Source organism: Phenylobacterium sp. Root1290 (assembly GCF_001425305.1).
Lineage (GTDB): Bacteria > Pseudomonadota > Alphaproteobacteria > Caulobacterales > Caulobacteraceae > Phenylobacterium.
The window spans coordinates 307,847-325,270 of sequence record NZ_LMEE01000002.1 but is presented as its reverse complement, the minus strand read 5'-3'; the positions used below and the strand labels follow the sequence as shown (position 1 = coordinate 325,270).

Below are 17,424 nucleotides of genomic sequence, written 5' to 3'. Positions count from 1 at the left end.
GCGCGCGGACTGTGTTACTTCCCGGCTTCGGCCAAACCTGATTCAGCTTGGGTCCCCGCTTCGGCGGGGAATTTGCGATGCGACCTGTCTTCATCAATGTCGGCGAACGGACCAACGTCACCGGTTCGGCCAAGTTCAAGAAGCTGATCGTCGAAGGCGATTACAGCGCTGCGCTGTCGGTCGCCCGGCAGCAGGTCGAGGCGGGCGCGCAGGTCATCGACATCAACATGGATGAGGGCCTGCTGGACTCGGTCCAGGCCATGAAGACCTTCCTCAACCTATTGGCGGCAGAGCCCGACATTGCACGCGTGCCGATCATGGTCGACTCCTCGAAGTGGGAGGTGATCGAGGCGGGCCTGAAGTGCGTCCAGGGCAAGTGCATCGTCAACTCCATCTCGATGAAGGAAGGCGAGGCCAAGTTCATAGAACAAGCGAAAGCGTGTTTGCGCTACGGCGCCGCGGTCGTGGTCATGGCCTTCGACGAGGTCGGCCAGGCCGACACCGCTGAGCGCAAGTATGAGATCTGCGCCCGCGCCTACAAGATCCTGACCGAGCAGGTCGGCTTCCCCCCCGAAGACATCATCTTCGACCCCAACATCTTCGCCGTCGCGACGGGGATCGAGGAGCACGACAACTACGCCGTCGACTTCATCGAGGGCACGCGCCGCATCAAAGAGAACCTGCCCCACGCCCGCGTCTCGGGCGGCGTCTCCAACGTCTCCTTCAGCTTCCGCGGCAACGAGCCGGTCCGCCGGGCGATCCACTCGGTCTTCCTCTACCACGCCATCGCCGCGGGCATGGACATGGGCATCGTCAACGCCGGCGACCTGCCGGTCTATGACGACATCGACGCCGAGCTGCGCGAGGCCGTCGAGGACGTGATCCTCAACCGCCCGCAGCGCACCAACGTCTCCAATACCGAGCGCCTGGTCGACCTGGCGCCGAAGTACAAGGGCCAGAAGGGCGAGGCCAAGGTCGTCGACCTGGCCTGGCGCCAGGCCTCCGTCGGCTCGCGCCTGGCCCACGCCCTGGTCCACGGCATCACCGAGTACATCGACGCCGACACCGAGGAAGCCCGCCAGGCCGCCGAGCGCCCGCTGCACGTCATCGAAGGCCCGCTGATGGACGGCATGAACGTCGTCGGCGACCTGTTCGGCTCGGGCAAGATGTTCCTGCCCCAGGTGGTCAAGTCGGCCCGGGTGATGAAGCAGGCCGTCGCCTACCTGATGCCGTTCATGGAGGCCGAGAAGGAAGGCCAGCCGCGCAGCAGCGCCGGCAAGATCCTGATGGCCACCGTCAAGGGCGACGTCCACGACATCGGCAAGAACATCGTCGGCGTGGTCCTGCAGTGCAACAACTACGAGGTGATCGACCTCGGCGTCATGGTCTCGGCCGACCGCATCCTCGACGCGGCCAAGGAGCACCAGGTCGACATCGTCGGCCTGTCGGGCCTGATCACCCCCAGCCTCGACGAGATGGTCTATGTGGCCGGCGAGATGGAGCGCCGCGGTTTCGACATCCCGCTGCTCATCGGCGGCGCCACCACCTCAAAGACCCACACCGCGGTCAAGATCGAGCCCGCCTACAAGGCCGGCTCCACCACCTATGTGCTCGACGCCAGCCGCGCGGTCGGCGTGGTCTCGGGCCTGCTCTCGCCCACCGAGAAGACCCGCATCCAGGCGCAGACCCGCACCGAATACGCCAAGGTCCGCGAGAGCTACGCCAGAGGGCAGGGGAACCGCGCCCGCGCCTCCCTGGCCGAGGCGCGCGAAAACGCCTTCCAGCCCGACTTCAAGGCCTACGTGCCGCCGAGGCCCAGCTTCACCGGCACGCGCAGCTTCGTCGCCTATGACCTGGCCGACCTCGCCCGCCACATCGACTGGTCGCCGTTCTTCGCCTCCTGGGAGCTGATCGGCCGCTTCCCGCAGATCCTCGAGGACGACGTGGTCGGCGAGGCGGCCCGCGACCTCTATCGCGACGCCCAGGCCATGCTGCAGCAGATCATCGACGAGAAGTGGTTCGAGGCTAGAGGCGTGGTCGGCTTCTGGCCGGCCGCCGCCGACGGCGACGACATCGTGCTCTATACCGACGAGACGCGGTCCGCCGAGCTGACCCGCCTGCACAGCCTTCGCCAGCAGATGCCCAAGGACAAGAGCCGCGACGACGGCGGCCGGGCCAACGTCGCCCTGGCCGACTTCGTGGCCCCGGTCGGCGGACCGGCCGACTGGGTCGGCGGCTTCGCCGTCACCGCCGGCCACGGCGAGATCGCGGTGGCCGAGAAGTTCAAGGCCGCCGGCGACGACTACTCGGCCATCCTCGCCACCGCCCTGGCCGACCGCCTGGCCGAAGCCTTCGCCGAGGCCATGCACCGCAAGGTCCGCACCGAGCTCTGGGGCTACGCCCCGGACGAGGCCTTCGACATCGACGCCCTGGTGGCGGAGCAGTACCGCGGCGTGCGCCCGGCCCCAGGCTACCCGGCCCAGCCCGACCACACCGAAAAGGCGACCCTGTTCAAGATCCTGGACGCCGAGGCGGCGACCGGCATGGAGCTGACCGAAAGCTTCGCCATGAACCCGCCGGCCTCGGTGTCGGGGCTCTACTTCGCCCACCCGGAGGCGCACTATTTCGGCGTCGGCCGGATCGAGAAGGACCAGGTCGAGGACTACGCGAAGCGCAAGGGCTGGGAACTGAAGACGGCGGAGCGCTGGTTGGCGCCGATCCTGAATTACGAGCCGTAGAGGGCTTTGGTTCCTAGGCAACTTTAGGAAGGTCTGCTCCCAGCGCCTCGTGCGTCATGGGGTCGTAGACGAAAAACGCTTTATGAATGTGGGTGTGCTTGCCCCAAATTGCCTGAATTGTGGGGTCATCGCGCAGTTTCTCCGACGCGCTAGAATGCATCTCGCGTTCGCCCCAATTGAGCCAAACGAGCGACCTCTTCCTCTGCCGCAGGTAGTCTTCAACGAGATCGGCGCGCATGTAGAATAGTCGGCCTCGTGATTCCGGATTTTCGGAATCGAACACGCGATAGATAGTCGCTCGTTGGCCCTTTTCGTCGAACATGTCGATCTGGGGGCCGCGCTTCCGCAGCCGCAATTGATCGACCATTGCCGGGGATGGATAGGTCGCGCCACCACCCTGATTTTCCTCGCTGTGGTGGCTCTCCCAACTGAAGGCGCGGACCGGCACCTCAAGCTTCACGCCTGCAACGTGCTCGTACGTCTCCACCGTCACCAGATGATCAGGATCAGGTTCGATTGCTTCCTCGCGTATTGCCTTCCTCCCTTTCAGGATGACGCGAAAGCGGCCGAGCAGGCGCATTTTCTCGATGGCATCCATGTCGCCGTAGCGTTTGGTGACTGCTATCGTTTTACTTCGGTCAAAGGCCTCACTTACATCTGGTCGCGCCATGCCTCCGAGCTTTCGCTGACCATACTTGTCAGACCATCCGATTTCGCCTGCGAAGAGGTAGTACTCCTCGCGGGGCTCGGGAATTTTCCGGTTGCCCGGATACTCTGTGTCGTTCACCGCGCCATGGAGCGCTCGAATGTCTCGCGGCGTCACAAAGGCACCGCGCAGGAATGTGAAGGTCTGGCGATGATCGTTGGGGGTTCCTTCGCCGAGATAGCCCTCCAAGAGTACCCAGGGCCCGGGCTGACCATCAACCGAATCGAGGACGAGCAGGTCGTGGTAGTGTGGTGATGGGCCGTGTTCGAGCCAGCCTGCCGCCGAGGTGAAGGGGGCTGAGAACAGCTTCGGCAGAGGCGGCTTCCACATAAGCGCCGCCGCAGGAAAACTTGGATCGATGTCGGTGTCGCTTACGCGCGTTTCCCGCTGGCGGGGAAGGCGGCCGCGCAGTGCAAGTCGCCCAGCTACCTCGAAGTATGCGATCCAAGAGTACTTTTTGCCGTAGCGATCGGTCTTCTGGCCGTCACTTGATTGACGCCCGTAGAAGGAACGATCGGAGATCGTGCGATCGATCATTCGGAACCGCTCCGCATCGTAGCCTAAATCGAGAATCCGACGCTCGATTTGGCGACGGATGGCACGATAGCCCTTGTGATTGTAGTCGTAGTTGCTTCGGCCCGGCACAAGGCGACCGATCGTGTAATTGCCGAAATCCATGTGGATCGCATCGTCTGCGCCCTTCACGGACTTCTCCGAAATGCGGCTCGGACGGCGCAGGACAGATTCGGACGAAACACGCCGCGGTTCCGCTCGAAGCTCATCCGCATGACTTGGCCAAAGTCGAGCCGTTAGTTCAATAAAGCCTTGAGCGTAGTCTCGCATCAGTACGTGCTCGATCGGGGGGGTATCATCCGCCCCCGCCAAGCGATCACGAAGCTCGCGCGCTAGCGGCAAGGCGGCCGCCCTTAGGCCATCCGGTGCGCTAGCCCATTGCCGCATTAGAACCCCGTAGGCGGCAGCAAGCATACGTTCTCGAACATAGGGGTCGTTGAACGCGAAGCTTCGGCTTACCTCCGCAAACAGGCTGTCAGGGAACCGCTCACCGAGGATAACTAGGCAGTGGGTGGCTCGATCTCGAAAGGGCCTCACGTTGGACGTGAGGAATAGCGAGATTAGGGTAATGAGGTTCCTTGCCGTGGCCTCCTCCATTTGGGAGCCAGGCCTTTGAACCCAATCGAGCACGCGATACGCCGCAGCTGACCGGCCATGCGCCCGTAAAAATTCCGACCAGAACAGGTCGCGGCCGGTAACCTCCATCGCCCCCAGATAACGACGGAGCCTGTCGGCGCTGTAGCGATGATCGGGCCTGGAGGCGAGGCCGACGAGGGCCTCGAGCATGGACTCCTGTGTTTCCCTTTGTGGAGCGTTGAGGAAGGCGCCTACGAGCTTGTCCGTCTGCTTCGAGAATGAATCGACATCCCGCCATAGTAGACCTTCAATAAAGGGCTGGCTGAGCTCGTAACTCCTCAGCTTGGTGGGAATATAGAAGGCGAGCTCCTGGCGGTCCTTATGCACTGCGCGTTTAACTCTCTCCGGAAACTCCAGCATCACGGCCGACACGATGCCCGGCATTTCGTAGCCGCCCCAACTTCGCGTCTTGAAAATTCTTCCGAGAGGTTTTGTTGGGCGGAAGCAGTTCCGGATAGCGGCCGTCGAGCTGACGTCCAGGTGCCGCGCGAGAAGATGGCGGCTGATGAGGTGGTCGCTGAAACGTTGATACGGTAGACGTATGGTATCGAGCCAGGCACCGTTCATGTAACGGCTATCCTCGCTAAGGAGACCTTCATTTGCCATGCGAGCAATCAACGCCATGGCTCTGACATCATTAAATTTGGTAACCTGAGAGACGATCTCTACCGCATCAGTGCGCGGGATTTGGTCGTCCATCAGTTCAGCCATTTTGGGTGCGAATCCGACGGTGACCGCCGCATCTCCATGGCCTTTGAGTATACGCCAGCAAGCTTTCGGCGTGAGGCCAAAGTCCTTCTCAATGTTGGCTCCAATTTGACCAACGAAATCTTCTAAGAGCTTGGTCATTCCTTTGTGGCCAGAGGCGAAGCTCTTGATGCGCCTCATCTTGGCAGATCGGCTGAGATTCGCGATACTCTCGCAGAGAATTTTCAGAAACAGTGGTGTCGAAAACTCGGGTGCCAGTAGGGGAAGCTGTGGACTTGGGATGTCATAGTAGCGAAAAAATTCGTCCTGGGCATCGAATTCTACGTCGATGAAGCCCATATGATCTGCGAATGCGAAGTTCTTTTCGGCGCTATCTTTTAGTATTTGCTTGTCGAACGGCGTGCGGCAGCTAAGGGCGAGGCCGACGTTCGGATAGTCTCCAACAAGCGACGCGATCCGATCGAGGTGCTCGTGCCAAGCTACGCGGTCCCCCTCGTTGATGGCGTCGACAAGGATCAGGGCGCGCCCGCCGGCCTGCTCGCCCAGGTCGTTCAGCACTTGAAGGGCAGTATCTACGTCGGAACCGAGGCCTGTAGACTGAACCACCGCGCGGAGCGGATCCTCGCCAGCTGGCAAGGTCTGAGCGAGGATCAGCAAGGTGGGCTGCCCAAGCTTTATGCGCTCGTGGGCTATATCGCACAGGAGGTGGGTCTTACCCGTGCCCCAGGACCCTCTCAGGAACAACCGGTTATTGAAGATGGCCCTGAACGCGGTCGAGGTGACAAACTCCTCCTGCTCTGCAAGCGTCTGACCAAGCCGTCGTGTCTCCTCTATTGAAGCGTCGAGAGACTGCCGTTCCTTAGATCCCTTTTCATGCTTTGTGCGAACGGCATCCAACTCGGCCTCGTACTCCCAGAGAGCGGATCGGACGTTGTCGTTGGCAGTTTTGAGTTCACTTTCGAGATGTGGTTCTGACCCGGGCGGTTGGGTCCGAAGTCTCTTCAGAAGTTCCGCACCAAGCACCGACGCTTCGCCAGCTTTCGCCAGCGCCTGACGCAATGGACTTGAGAGCCGAGACCACGCCTCACGAAGTTCACTCTCAATCTTGAGAAGGCGGACCTTGAACTCACCCGAGTAAGTCAGCGCATCGAAGGCTTCGACGAGCGGCGCAATGCGGAGGTTAGGCGCATTTGGATCAAGCGCTGGCGTATATCGCGGGCCGGCGCGATGAATACTGGCCTCGGTTATGCGCTTTAGGTCGGACAAGCCGAATAACTTTTCGTCGGCCAACATTTCCTTGTTGATCCTCCACATCCCTCTTCCGGCTGGAAACGCGCTGGTTCATTTGCGCAGCGCTTGCGTCCATGGGTTGCAAGCGTAGCAGTTATTGCAGATTCGGTTCAGCAGTCGTGGTTGGCAGGATCAGCCCGGAGTTGGGCTCGTGTGTTGTTATGGTTCAGGCGAGCCGGGTGTGTGGCACGGCGAAGCCCTCACGTCGCAATTGTTCGTTCTTTGTTCTTGAATTTCCGGTTCGCTCGCGCTACACTGAAGCCTTCTCATTTGCTGTCGTGGGGGCTTGATGCCTTCGTCATTGCCGGGGCCTGGGCGGGCCGGGGTTCGGGCGTCTGTGCGCTATTCGGCCGAGCTGGGGCGGGAGATCTGCGCGCGGGTGGCGGCGGGGGAGAGTCAGCATGCTCTGGCCCGCGAGCCGGGGATGCCGTCTCGGCGGACGTTTCGTGACTGGGCGCTGCGCGAGCCTGAGTTCGGGGCGGCGTTCGAGGCCGCCAAGCTGGAGGGGCGGGCGCGGCAGATCGCGGCCGACCGGGAGGCGGACTTAAGGCCGGGCAGCGGCAAGATCTGGCGGCGGATGCTGGCTCAGGCCTCGCCCGCGCGGCGGCGCGGGGGCAGCGTCTCGATCCTGACCCCCGAGCTGGCCGAGGAGATCTGCCTGCGCATCGCCGGGGGCGAGACGGTGCTGGCGCTGTCGGCCGATCCGGACATGCCGTGCGCCGGCTCGATCTATGGCTGGGCGCGGCGGGACGACGAGTTCCGCGAGATGTACCTGCGGGCCAAGGAGCTCGCCGCCGACCTGTTCTTCGACCTGGCCCATGAGGTGGCGATGGAGGCGACCGAGGATTCGGTGCGCGGCGACCGGCTGCGGGTGCAGGTGCTGCGCTGGCGGCTGGCGGCGATGGAGCCGAAGAAATACGGGACGCGGCGGTTGCTGGGGCCGGTTGTGCGCGATGACCTGGACGAGAGCGGGGCGCCTCGGCCGTTTGCGATCGAGGTGGTGAACTTTGTGGAGCGGGACGGGGGTTGGCGGGAGTTGGGGTCTTAGGGTGGGCTTGTGGGGCGGATGGGCTTTGGCCCCCTCACCCTAGCCCTCTCCCCAAGGGGCGAGGGGATGTTTTGGGGTGGCTTGGGTGGCTCCTCTCCCCGCTTGAGGGGAGAGGTTGGGTGATGGGGGGCGGCGCGGAGCGGCGCTCTGCTGGTTTGCGGTTTTGGGGCGGTGGGGCTTTGGCCCCCTCACCCTAGCCCTCTCCCCAAGGGGCGAGGGGACGTTTTGGGGTGGCGTGGCTTGGGTGGCTCCTCTCCCCGCTTGAGGGGAGAGGTTGGGTGAGGGGGGGGCGGCGCGGAGCGGCGCTCTGCTGGTTTGCGGTTTTGGGGCGGATGGGGTGTGGCCCCCTCACCCTAGCCCTCTCCCCAAGGGGCGAGGGGACGTTTGGGGGTGGCGTGGGCGGTGCGTCTCCTCTCCCCGCTTGAGGGGAGAGGTTGGGTGAGGGGTGGCGGCGCGGAGCGGCGCTCTGCTGGTTTGCGGTTTTGAGGCGGATGGGCTGTGGCCCCTAGCCCTCTCCCCCAGGGGGCGAGGGGATGTTTGGGTGGGCGCCGCACTCTCCGCCCGGATTGCGAAGCCTGCGCGGGGATGAGCGGGTTTTTACGGCGCTCGGCGCATGGTGAGGATGGGGACCGGGGGCTTGAGCCACTGGCCGCTCTGGTCCTTGAACTTGGTCTCGCCGTTGGTGGGTAGCGACAGGATCTTCTCGACGATGGGCATGCCCTGGACGACGCGGCCGAAGGCGGCGTAGCCGAGGTTGTCGCCCTTGGCGGCGGGGTTGGCGTCGAGATAGGGCTGGTCGCCGACGCAGATGAAGAAGTTGCTGGTGGCGGTGCCGGTGGCGAAGCGGCCGAGCGAGATCGTGCCGTTGAGGTGCTTGAGCCCCGTCTTGGTGGTGCTTTCGTGGGCGATCGGCGGGAAGGGGCGGACCTTGGCGTCCGGGGCGCCGACGATGGTGCCGTCCTTGGGAACGCCCGGCGTGCGGGCGGCGCGGAAGAACGTCCCGCCGTCATAGGACTGGGCGTCCACGTAGCGCAGGAAGTTGGCGGTGGTGAGCGGGGCCTTGCGGGGCTCGAGCTCGACGACGATCGAGCCGCGCGGGGTCTTGATGACCACGCGCGGCTTGGCCGGGGCGGCCAGGGCGGCGCGGGGGGCGGCGAGGACCAGGCCGCCGGCGGCGATCAGGCTGCGTCGGGGAAGGTCGCTCATCGTCGGGCTCCGTGCGGCGGCTGCCGGGATCGTTTCGGGCCTCGCGCGCGCGGCGTCAACCGTTGGGCCAGGCCTTGGCGGTCCCGGCCTCGCGCACCGGGCCGCGGCCGTCGGAGCCGTGCCAGATCTGCATCTGGATGTCCTGGGCGTCCGTCGCATAGCGGAACTGGCGGCGGGTGAGGTCGGGGGTTCCGAGCAGCTCCGCGCCCTCGCCGCCGAGGCCGTGGCAGGCCGCGCAATGGGTCTGGTAGAGCGGCACGGCGCGGACGACGGCGGCCGGGTCGCGCGGGGCGCCGGCCAGGGCCAGGACGTACTCGCTGAGGTCGGCGATCTGCGAGGGGCCAAGCTCGCCGGCGTCGCCGAAGCCCGGCATGTTTCCGGGCGCCGGCCAGGCGGTGAGGCGGGCGGGCTCGGCCGGGCGGGGAATCTGCTGCAGCGCATGGGCGCCCAGGGCCAGGGCGCCGAGCAGGCCGGCGCAGAGGAGGGCGGGCACGCGGGACATGGGGGCAGTCTAGGGCGCGTCGGCGAGCGGCGCCTAGGCGGGCGTCAAAATCCTGGCGCCGATCGTGAACTTCGAGCCGTCGTGGACGGTTAACTGTCCCAGTCGCGCACGGGCTTCCGGACGCGGATGGACCATGCTCGCTCGGAGGGCTGTGGGATGATGCATCGCAAGGCGGCGGCGCTGGCGCTGGGATTGGCTTTGGCGGCCGGGGGCGTGCAGGCCGCGCCGTTCGAGGCGATCAGCTTCAAGAAGGGCGCGAGCGCCCTGGTTTATGACGTCGGCAGCGTGCGGCGCGACGGGGCGATGGCGCAGGCCTGGGTCTACCAGATCGTCGCCCACCCGATGGATGGGGCCAGCATGGTCGCCACCTATCGCGAGTTCTCCTGCGCCATGCGCCGCACGCGCGACATGGCCCGCCGCTTCGTCTCGCCGGACGGCGAGACGCTGCGGGCGGTGGAGGCGCCGGGCGAATGGCAGGACGTGGCGCCGGGCGACGAGCGCTACGACCTGATGCAGAAGGTCTGCGTGGGCCAGCCCCAGCGGATCGCCGGCCAGCAGATGTCGGTGTTCGACTTCCAGACCGTGGTGCGCGAGGCGCTGGGCGCGCGCTAGGACTCGTGGTGGAGGGTCTTGGCGGCGGGTTCGGCGGCCTGCAGGTCGTCGTGCTCGGCGTCGCGGACGGCGCGGGAGACGTTGAGGCGGGTGAACAGATGGCCGGACGAGGCGGAGAGGGTGTCGTGCGAGAGCTGCTTGGCGCGCGACAGGTCGCTGCACACGCCGAGCCCGACGATGCTCACGCCCTGTCCCTCGAACGCCAGGACGGCGAAATTGCCCGCCGTCGGCGTATGATGATCGCTCTCCGGCCAGGCGCGGAAGCGATAGGTGGCGCCCGAAGCGCCGCGGAGTTCAACAAATTCACGCATCAACACAACCCAAGCGCCCTACCGGCGCCAATATCAAGAACTAGGCCCGAGATCGACTGATCAACGGAAGGGAGCCGAACCGGCGTATGGCGGAGTCTATCGAGCGCTTTCTGCGTCGTCGCCCCACCATCTCCACACATGCGCCACTTGGCCGCGTGTTCAACGTGCTGCGGGAGACGTGGCGTCTGGACGACGATCCCAAACGCACGGCGCCTGATAGCAGTTTCATCGCCACAGGGCGATCCGCCGCGGAAGCCGCCGATCTGGCCCGCGAGTGGGCGGGGCGGTTCCAGCGGCATGGCTTCGACAAGGCCTCGGGCGCGTGGTGGGCGGTGGAGGGCGAACGCATCCACCGGGTGACCGTCGCGCCCAAGCGGCGCCGCCCGGTCGGACTGGCGCTAGGCCTGGGCGCCGCGGGCCTGGCCGCCGTGCTGGTGGCCCGCGGCGTGCGCCGCTAGCAGGCGTAGCGCCGCTCGACCACCACGCGACGGCCGCTATAGGGGTCGTAGACCCGCTCGCGGCTGCTGCAGGTGCGCGCGCGGTAGCCGTAGGGCTGGGCGTAACCGTAGCTGCGGCCGCCGCCATAGTAGCGGTTGTCGTAGTAGCCGTCGCCGCCGCCGTAGTAGCCCGAGCCGTAGTAGCGGTTGTCGTAGCGGTCCTTGTTGGAGCCGGCGATGGCCGCGCCGAGCGCCAGGCCGATGACGCCGCCGACAATGGCCGCAGCGGCGGCGTCGTTGTTGTTGTTGTGACGGCGGTCGCCGTAATAGCGGTAGGGCTCGGCCTGGGCCGCGCCCGCGCTGGCGGCGATCGCGCCGGCCGCGGTGAGCGCCGCGATGGTCGCTGTCAGGAGCTTCTTCATGCTCGCCTCCTTGCTTGGGCGGCACCCTCGCAAAGTCACGCTGAACGCAGGCTGAATGGGTTAACGGGCGACGCCGTGGTCGCGCATGTGCTCGGCGGCGGCGCCCAGCATCTGCAGGAACATCTCGTCGCCGCGGTCGGTCTGGGTGACGAGCATGGCGGCGAAGAAGGCGGTGCCGAACAGCAGGTAGGCCCCGCGCCCGTAGAGCGGCTTCAGTTCGTCCATGCCGAAGCCCACGACGCCGTGGGCCTGCAGGGTGCGCAGATAGAGCGCCAGGAGCTCGGGCTCATGGGCGCGGCGGACGTCGGGGGCCAGCGCGCCGGCCAGGAAATAGGCCAGGTCGGTCGGGCCGCAGCCGTAGGCGAAGGACTGCCAGTCGAGGACGGTCACCGGGTGGCCGCCGGCCGCCGTGCCGAACATCATGTTGTCGGGCCGGAAGTCGTTGTGGGTCAGGCAGCGGGGGCCGTCCTCGGTGCGGGCGAACTGGCCGAACCGCGGCGCCAGCCAGTCGCCGACCTCGACCCAGGCTGGGTCCAGCCGGGCGCCGTAGCGGAGCTTGAAGCCGGCCCACAGAGCTGAGACCGCGGCCTCGTCGGCGGCGCTGGGCGGCGCGGCCTTGGAACCGGAGACCCAGGGCAACTCGTCCAGCCCATCGTCGGCCCAGTGCGAGGCGTGGAGCCTGGCGGCCTGCTCGACCACCAGGCGCGCCTGCTCGAGGCTGACGCCCAGCAGTTGGTCGCCCTGCACCGCGGGGGTGAGGTCCTCCATCATCAGCACGAAGTCGCTGGTCGCCTCGTCGACGTCGGTGAAGTAGCAGCGCGGGGTCTGGACCAGGGCGGTGGGGGCCAGCTGCTGGTAGAAGCGCACCTCGCGAAGGTAGTTGCCGAGCATGACGCCGGTGGCGCGGCTGGCCTCGCCCGCGGCGGGGAACTTGCCGACCAGGGTGTCGGGCGCGTCCTGGCCGCGGCGATCGTAGGTCAGGCGAAAGCGGATGCTGTCGCCGATCTGGCCGGTGCCGACGGGCTGGGCCTCGAAGCTGCGGACCGCGGCGTCGACGCCGCCGGCCTCGAGCACCGCCGACAGCCAGGCGGCGTCGATCTCGCCGGGCGCGCGGATGTCCGGGCGGGCGGCGCTCATGCCGGAAGCTGGTGGACGTAGACTTCGTTGAGGGCGATCAGATCGCCCTCGAAGATCACGAGGTCGAAGCCGCGCAGGCGCGCGCCGCCCGCGATGTCGCAGTACCAGCGGCCGCAGAAGCCGCCGGGGATCGGCCAGACCTCGTCGGGGGTGTAGGTCATGGCCGGCGTCGCCGCGAACAGACCCTGGAGATAGGCGCGCAGCGCGGCGCGGCCGTCCAGGCCGGCGGGCGTCTGCGGGTCCTTGTAGACGGTGTCCTCGGTGTAGAAGCCGACCAGGCGTTCGACGTCCTTCTGGGTCCAGGCCGCCAGCCAGCGGGCGTTGAAGTCGGCGATGTCGGGCAAGGGCGTTTCTCTCAGGCTTCCAGCACGCGGGCGCGGTGCGCGTCGGTGAAGATTTCGGCGGGGGCGGCCTCGGGGCCGGCCATCACGGCGAACCCGTGGGCGCGCAGGCTGGGATCGCCGGCGGCGCGTTCGAAGTGGCGCCGACGCCGCTCGCGGGCGACATCGCCGAACTCCATGTCGAGGGTCGACTGCAGCTTGGCGGCGAACCGCAGCCGGCGCATCCGCTCGGCCCGTTCGACGGCGTAGGGCTCGAAGTCGAGGCGCTCCCAGTCGGGAGTGGATTTCAGCAGCTCGCTGACGATGCGGACGTCGCGGTAGGTGATGGAGAGGCCGAGCCCCAGGATCGGGTCGTTCCAGCCGGCGGCGTCGCCGATCAGCACCGCGCCCTTGCGGAACGGCTCGTCCGTCCAGCTGTCGGCGTTGAAATAGCTGAACAGCGGCCCGGCCGGCTCGCCGCGGGCCAGGCTGGCGGTGGCCGGGCTGCATCCCATGTCGAAGGCGTCGAGGAAGCGGCGCGGGCCGTCGGCGCCCTTGAACCGGTGGGTCTGGTCGAGGGCGTAGCCGCCGTAGACGCGCACCGTGCCGCCGCCCTGCGGGAAGGCGAGGAAGCCGAAGTCGCCCTCGGTTCCGATCGCCTGCAACAGCGGGTCCCAATCGACGACATTGCGCACCAGCAGGCCGCCGAACCAGTGGTGGGGGCGGTCCTGATGCAGCGGGACGCCGATCGTCTCGCGCACCTGGGAGGTGCGCCCGTCCGCGCCGACCAGCAACCGCGCAGACGCCTCGTGCGGTTGGCCGCCGTGTTCATAGGCGACATGGGGCCGCTCGCCGGCCGCGAGGCTGGTGACCTGCACGCCGCGCAGCGCGACGGCGCCCGCGGCCTTGGCGGCGTCGAACAGGGTCTGGCAGTGCAACGGATGGCGCAGGCAGAGCGGACCTGGAACACCCTCCTTGAAGAAGTTGAGCGGCAGGGCGGCGGCCTCGGCGGCGGCCGGATCGAGCGACTCGTCATAGGTGACGTGGCGGGTGATGTGGTGGCCGCCGGCCGCGACCAACCGGTCGTAGACGCCGAGCCGATGGGTCTCGGCCACGCCCCAGGGGGCGATCCACTCGCCGCGGACCTTGTCCTCGTAGACGTCGGTCTGCTCCAGCAGCAGCACCGAATGTCCGGCCTCGGCCATGACGAGCGCCAGGGCAGAGCCGCCGATGCCGCCGCCGACGATGATCAGATCGTAAGTCTGCACGATGCTCGCCCGCTCCGTACCCGCGTTCTGCGAGCAGTACGCGCCGGCGAAAGGGCGCTGTCTAATCAATAGGTAGCCGCGATTTATAGCGGGTGCTTATATATCGTCATGGCCGCGCTTCCCGAGATCGAGTTGCGACTGCTGCGCGCCTTCGTCGTCCTGGCGGAGGAGCTGAACTTCGGCCGCGCGGCCGAGCGGCTGAATGTGACCCAGCCGGCCCTGTCGGCGCAGCTGAGGCAGCTGGAGCAGCGCCTGGACTTCCAGCTTTTCGAGCGCAGCACGCGGCGGGTGGGCTTGACCCAGAAGGGCGCGGCGCTGTTGGAGCCGGCACGTACCCTGCTGGCCGAGAGCCGTCGCTTCGCGGGTCTGGCCAGTCAGTTGCGCGGGCGGGCGCACCGGCGGCTGATCTTCGGCGCGGCGCTCTACACGTTCGGAATTCCCGAGCGCGAGGCGTTGCTGGAAGCGTTCTTCGCGCGCCACCCGGACGTCCCGTTCTCGGTCTCGCCGCTCTGGCAGCGGGAGATGGGCGAGGCCCTGCTGCGCGGGGAGGCGGACCTGGCGCTGATGCTGGGCGTGGCGGTCCCGCAGACGAGGTGGGAGAGCGAGCCGGCCGCCGAGGTGATGTTCCCGGACACGCTGACGCGTCTGGTGCTGCGCCGAGAGCGGGTCGGGCTGCTGCTGCCGCGGGAGTCGCCGCTGGCGCAGTTCGAGGAGACGCCGCCGGCCGCCCTGGAGGGCGTCGCCGTCGCCATGCTCGGCGGCCCGCACGGCACGCCGATCCTGGGGCCGGTGCGCAAGGCGCTGGCCGGCGCGAGCCTGGTCGTGCCGCCCGAACCGCATGGCATGGGCGTGGAGCGCTATGGACGGCAGTTCCGGTTGCCGGCGGTGTCGCTGGGCTGGTTCGGCACTGGCGGCGCCGACGACCCCGACATGATCCGCCGTCCGGTCGAGGGGCTGACGCTGGAGACCGAGCTGGCGCTGGTGCGCGCGCCGCCGGGGCGCCATCAGGCCGCCGATCTTTTCTGGGAGGAAGCCGAAGCGCGGTTTCCCGCCGCGCGCCTGTGTCGCGGCCCGGAGTATTTGACCTAGGACTCCGCGTTGATGGCCGGACTGCCGGTCAAAAACTACACTAGCCGTCCGGACAGCAATTTGACGCTCAGGGTTGGTGGCCCTGGCCGGCAGAGAGACCGCATGCAGGCTCGCCCACCATTTCCGCATGCGACCCATTGCGGACCTACAATTCGTTCAAGGTTGGCCACCTACTCTCGGGCGAATGAACAAGCCCAGATTGAAGAGGCCCAGGCGAAAGCGACGGCCGGGCACGGCCATGGAGCTGGTTTCGCTCACAATGGTTGGGCTGGCGGTTGCTGGCTGCCTACCTGCGCCCAACAAGCAAGCGTGCGCGCCGGCAGACGTTGTCCGCGTTGTCGTCGATGGCGTGGACTGGCAGATACCCGCGGCGCTACAAGCCGAGTTCGAGGCGGAGGAGTATGGGCCGAAGTTGCCCTACCGCTGGGTGTCTGGAAATTACGTCTACTGTCAGGAAGCGCGTACTGAGCCAACTCGACAGTCCACCTTTTGGATTAGACAGCGCACGTTGCGTAGCCTCGCTGAGGCCGATCCCACTCGCTACGCCGGCCTCGCGGACATCGATTTGCTCAGTGTGGGCGGCCCTGCGCGCAGGTCCGCCCTCCCTAATCGCGAGCGAGGCGAATTCTATGGGCCGCCTCTTTTCGGCCGCCCGACGGTCGTGCGGCGCCAAGTCATTGACGTCTTGCCGACACAGAAGATCGGCCACCTGGATCGTCTGGCTGGCTGGGCTCCTGGTGGCGTAGCTGTCGAGCTGATCTACTCTGATCACGACGTCGCGGCGAGTGTGCCCTCGGTCGAAGCGCTGCTTACCGATTTGCGGGAAAACAATACGTCGGTAGGTGATGGCGGCTGCAGCGTTCCCGCTAGTGCAGCGTGCGTCCGCTAACCACCCCTCGCAGACATCGCCGAGGTCCGCTTCGGGGCAGCAACTATGCCCAGCCGTGGCCAAGAATACTGACGGATTCCCGGACAACAACAAATGGGTCAACCATTGTGGACCGTGACACGCCTGGCGGAAGGCTGAAACCCGCAGCGTTTCAGGACCGTTGCATACCGACATGGTTCAGACATTATATAGATATATCTAAACCTATCGAAGATGTTCACTGAAGGGAGACGTAAGCCATGAGTTCCAGCCCTGAACAGCCGGCCCGGCCGGCGGCCGATATGTTGGAAATGCTCCGCCGCCGGGGCCTGGTCGAGCGGCGGCTGGTCATGGTGTCGAGCGAGGACCTGACCCCGCGCATGCGGCGGCTGACGCTGAGCGTCGCCGGCGCCGAGCCGTTCGAGCCGCGCGCCGGGCAGGACCTGGTGATGCTGTTGCCCGACGGCGCCGGCGGGCTTGGGCGGCGGCACTATACGATCCGCAGCTACCGCCCCGAGCAGCGGCAGATCGACATCGATTTCGTGATCCACAGCCGCAACACGCCCGGGGCGCGGTGGGCCCTGGAGGCCAAGGCCGGCGACGAGGTGATCGCCTTCGGTCCGCGGGGCCGCAACGTCATCCAGCCGGGCGCGGACTGGCGGCTGTTCGTCGGCGACGAGACCTGCGTGCCGGCCATCTTCGGGATGCTGGAGGAACTGCCTGACGGCGCGGCGGCGCACGCGATCATCGAGGTGGCCGACGCCGAAGAACGCCTGCAGCCGGGTCGCCCAGGCGCCTCGATCGAGTGGGTGCTGCGCGGCGGTGCGGCGGCCGAGCCGTCAAGCGCCCGGCTGATCGAGAAGCTGGCCGCGCATCCGCTGCCGCCAGGGCGCGGGCATGTCTATGTTTTGGGCGAGACGAGCACCATTCGCCGCCAGCGCCATGATCTGCTGGCGCGGGGCTTGGACAAGGATCAGATCTTCGGCGAAGGCTACTGGCGTCCGGGCCGGGTCGGCGGCCACGATCACCTGGCCGAGCACTAGCCTGGCGGGAGCTCAGCGGCGCGCGGCACGGCGCGCGCGCCCCAGGGGTCGCCGGGCGGCAGGTCGATGATGAAGTCCGGACCGTCGAGCAGGGCGATGCTTTCCGGGGCCGCCGCCGCCGCCGCCGCCGATGCTTGTGCGCCGACATAGGCTGGCGTTTCCGCGGCCGAGGCCGAGGCCAGTCCGACAACAAAAACCGTCGTAGCCAATACTTTCATGACAGATCCCTCGTTGGCCCGTCACCGGGGATTCACCAAGAAGACGCCCCTGAACCGATGTCGTAGAGCAGGCCGGAGGGATTTCCACTCAAATCAACTCTGTCACGAAAGTTTACCGTAAATGCGATCTTAAGAAGCGAGTTCTGACTGCTGATTAAGCGTCGGTGCGGCGTCGAAAATCCCAAGCGCTACTGTGCGGGCGCCCGTGGATTGCACAGTCGCGCGGAATTCGCCCGATTGCATCGCGGCCGTCATGCGCTCGCCATCTTCGCCGCGTTAAGCGTTCCCCCTT

15 protein-coding genes are annotated in these 17,424 nt (G+C 66.6%); 6 read left to right on the top strand and 9 right to left on the bottom strand.

Annotated elements, in window-relative coordinates; translation table 11 throughout:
• Positions 1-77 precede the first annotated feature (77 nt).
• Positions 78-2,738, top strand: coding sequence for a methionine synthase (gene metH / locus ASC79_RS11030; protein ID WP_056015817.1), 2,661 nt, complete (start codon positions 78-80; stop codon positions 2,736-2,738).
• Between the two features lie 13 nt (positions 2,739-2,751).
• Here the strand turns inward: metH and ASC79_RS11025 are convergent, their stop codons facing one another.
• Complete coding sequence (locus ASC79_RS11025) at positions 2,752-6,651, bottom strand: hypothetical protein (RefSeq protein WP_156378236.1); 3,900 nt, start codon at positions 6,649-6,651, stop codon at positions 2,752-2,754.
• 337 nt (positions 6,652-6,988) lie between these two features.
• Between ASC79_RS11025 and ASC79_RS11020 the strand changes: the two genes are divergently transcribed.
• Positions 6,989-7,699, top strand: a complete 711-nt coding sequence (locus tag ASC79_RS11020) for a hypothetical protein (RefSeq protein ID WP_056015811.1) — start codon at positions 6,989-6,991, stop codon at positions 7,697-7,699.
• A 597-nt stretch (positions 7,700-8,296) separates the two neighbouring features.
• Here ASC79_RS11020 and ASC79_RS11015 read toward each other — a convergent pair.
• Together ASC79_RS11015 and ASC79_RS11010 are read right to left on the bottom strand one after the other, a co-directional pair.
• Positions 8,297-8,905, bottom strand: a complete 609-nt coding sequence (locus ASC79_RS11015) for a peptidylprolyl isomerase (protein WP_056015807.1) — start codon at positions 8,903-8,905, stop codon at positions 8,297-8,299.
• A gap of 55 nt (positions 8,906-8,960) precedes the next feature.
• The gene (locus tag ASC79_RS11010; RefSeq protein WP_056015804.1) at positions 8,961-9,407 is read right to left on the bottom strand and encodes a c-type cytochrome; all 447 of its coding nucleotides are present in this window, start codon (positions 9,405-9,407) and stop codon (positions 8,961-8,963) included.
• A 156-nt stretch (positions 9,408-9,563) separates the two neighbouring features.
• On the opposite strand from ASC79_RS11010, the gene ASC79_RS11005 reads away from it, so the two are divergent.
• Positions 9,564-10,019: a surface-adhesin E family protein gene (locus ASC79_RS11005; RefSeq protein WP_056015799.1), complete on the top strand. Its 456-nt coding sequence runs from the start codon at positions 9,564-9,566 to the stop codon at positions 10,017-10,019.
• On the opposite strand, the gene ASC79_RS11000 is transcribed toward ASC79_RS11005, so the two are convergent.
• A complete protein-coding gene (locus tag ASC79_RS11000; protein ID WP_056015797.1) occupies positions 10,016-10,330 on the bottom strand; it encodes a hypothetical protein in 315 nt (104 codons plus the stop codon). The genes ASC79_RS11005 and ASC79_RS11000 overlap by 4 nt on opposite strands.
• A gap of 86 nt (positions 10,331-10,416) precedes the next feature.
• Between ASC79_RS11000 and ASC79_RS10995 the strand changes: the two genes are divergently transcribed.
• On the top strand, positions 10,417-10,788 hold the full coding sequence (locus ASC79_RS10995; RefSeq protein ID WP_156378235.1) for a hypothetical protein: 372 nt from the start codon (positions 10,417-10,419) through the stop codon (positions 10,786-10,788).
• Here the strand turns inward: ASC79_RS10995 and ASC79_RS10990 are convergent.
• The 4 genes from ASC79_RS10990 to ASC79_RS10975 are packed head-to-tail and all read right to left on the bottom strand — an operon-like array spanning position 10,785 to position 13,914.
• On the bottom strand, positions 10,785-11,189 hold the full coding sequence (locus tag ASC79_RS10990; protein WP_056015791.1) for a hypothetical protein: 405 nt from the start codon (positions 11,187-11,189) through the stop codon (positions 10,785-10,787). The genes ASC79_RS10995 and ASC79_RS10990 overlap by 4 nt on opposite strands.
• A 60-nt stretch (positions 11,190-11,249) precedes the next feature.
• The gene (locus tag ASC79_RS10985) at positions 11,250-12,326 is read right to left on the bottom strand and encodes a phosphotransferase (RefSeq protein WP_056015787.1); all 1,077 of its coding nucleotides are present in this window, start codon (positions 12,324-12,326) and stop codon (positions 11,250-11,252) included.
• Positions 12,323-12,670: a nuclear transport factor 2 family protein gene (locus ASC79_RS10980; protein WP_056015784.1), complete on the bottom strand. Its 348-nt coding sequence runs from the start codon at positions 12,668-12,670 to the stop codon at positions 12,323-12,325. Before ASC79_RS10980 ends, ASC79_RS10985 begins: the two co-directional genes overlap by 4 nt.
• Positions 12,671-12,681: 11 nt before the next feature.
• Positions 12,682-13,914: an NAD(P)/FAD-dependent oxidoreductase gene (locus ASC79_RS10975; protein WP_200937163.1), complete on the bottom strand. Its 1,233-nt coding sequence runs from the start codon at positions 13,912-13,914 to the stop codon at positions 12,682-12,684.
• A gap of 108 nt (positions 13,915-14,022) precedes the next feature.
• Here ASC79_RS10975 and ASC79_RS10970 point away from each other — a divergent pair, with 108 nt between their 5' ends.
• Positions 14,023-15,003: a LysR family transcriptional regulator gene (locus ASC79_RS10970; RefSeq protein ID WP_056015781.1), complete on the top strand. Its 981-nt coding sequence runs from the start codon at positions 14,023-14,025 to the stop codon at positions 15,001-15,003.
• 1,128 nt (positions 15,004-16,131) lie between these two features.
• Positions 16,132-16,914 (top strand): siderophore-interacting protein, encoded by a 783-nt coding sequence (locus tag ASC79_RS10960; RefSeq protein ID WP_200937161.1) that lies wholly within the window; start codon positions 16,132-16,134, stop codon positions 16,912-16,914.
• Here the strand turns inward: ASC79_RS10960 and ASC79_RS10955 are convergent.
• Positions 16,911-17,132 (bottom strand): hypothetical protein, encoded by a 222-nt coding sequence (locus ASC79_RS10955; protein WP_156378234.1) that lies wholly within the window; start codon positions 17,130-17,132, stop codon positions 16,911-16,913. The genes ASC79_RS10960 and ASC79_RS10955 overlap by 4 nt on opposite strands.
• Positions 17,133-17,424 lie beyond the last annotated feature (292 nt).

Coding starts and splice junctions, on each gene's coding strand:
- metH (WP_056015817.1), top strand. CDS start 78: ATGCGACCTGTCTTCATCAATGTCGGCGAACGGACCAACGTCACCGGT.
- ASC79_RS11015 (WP_056015807.1), bottom strand. CDS start 8,905: ATGAGCGACCTTCCCCGACGCAGCCTGATCGCCGCCGGCGGCCTGGTC.
- ASC79_RS11010 (WP_056015804.1), bottom strand. CDS start 9,407: ATGTCCCGCGTGCCCGCCCTCCTCTGCGCCGGCCTGCTCGGCGCCCTG.
- ASC79_RS11005 (WP_056015799.1), top strand. CDS start 9,564: ATGATGCATCGCAAGGCGGCGGCGCTGGCGCTGGGATTGGCTTTGGCG.
- ASC79_RS11000 (WP_056015797.1), bottom strand. CDS start 10,330: ATGCGTGAATTTGTTGAACTCCGCGGCGCTTCGGGCGCCACCTATCGC.
- ASC79_RS10995 (WP_156378235.1), top strand. CDS start 10,417: ATGGCGGAGTCTATCGAGCGCTTTCTGCGTCGTCGCCCCACCATCTCC.
- ASC79_RS10990 (WP_056015791.1), bottom strand. CDS start 11,189: ATGAAGAAGCTCCTGACAGCGACCATCGCGGCGCTCACCGCGGCCGGC.
- ASC79_RS10985 (WP_056015787.1), bottom strand. CDS start 12,326: ATGAGCGCCGCCCGCCCGGACATCCGCGCGCCCGGCGAGATCGACGCC.
- ASC79_RS10970 (WP_056015781.1), top strand. CDS start 14,023: ATGGCCGCGCTTCCCGAGATCGAGTTGCGACTGCTGCGCGCCTTCGTC.
- ASC79_RS10960 (WP_200937161.1), top strand. CDS start 16,132: ATGAGTTCCAGCCCTGAACAGCCGGCCCGGCCGGCGGCCGATATGTTG.
- ASC79_RS10955 (WP_156378234.1), bottom strand. CDS start 17,132: ATGAAAGTATTGGCTACGACGGTTTTTGTTGTCGGACTGGCCTCGGCC.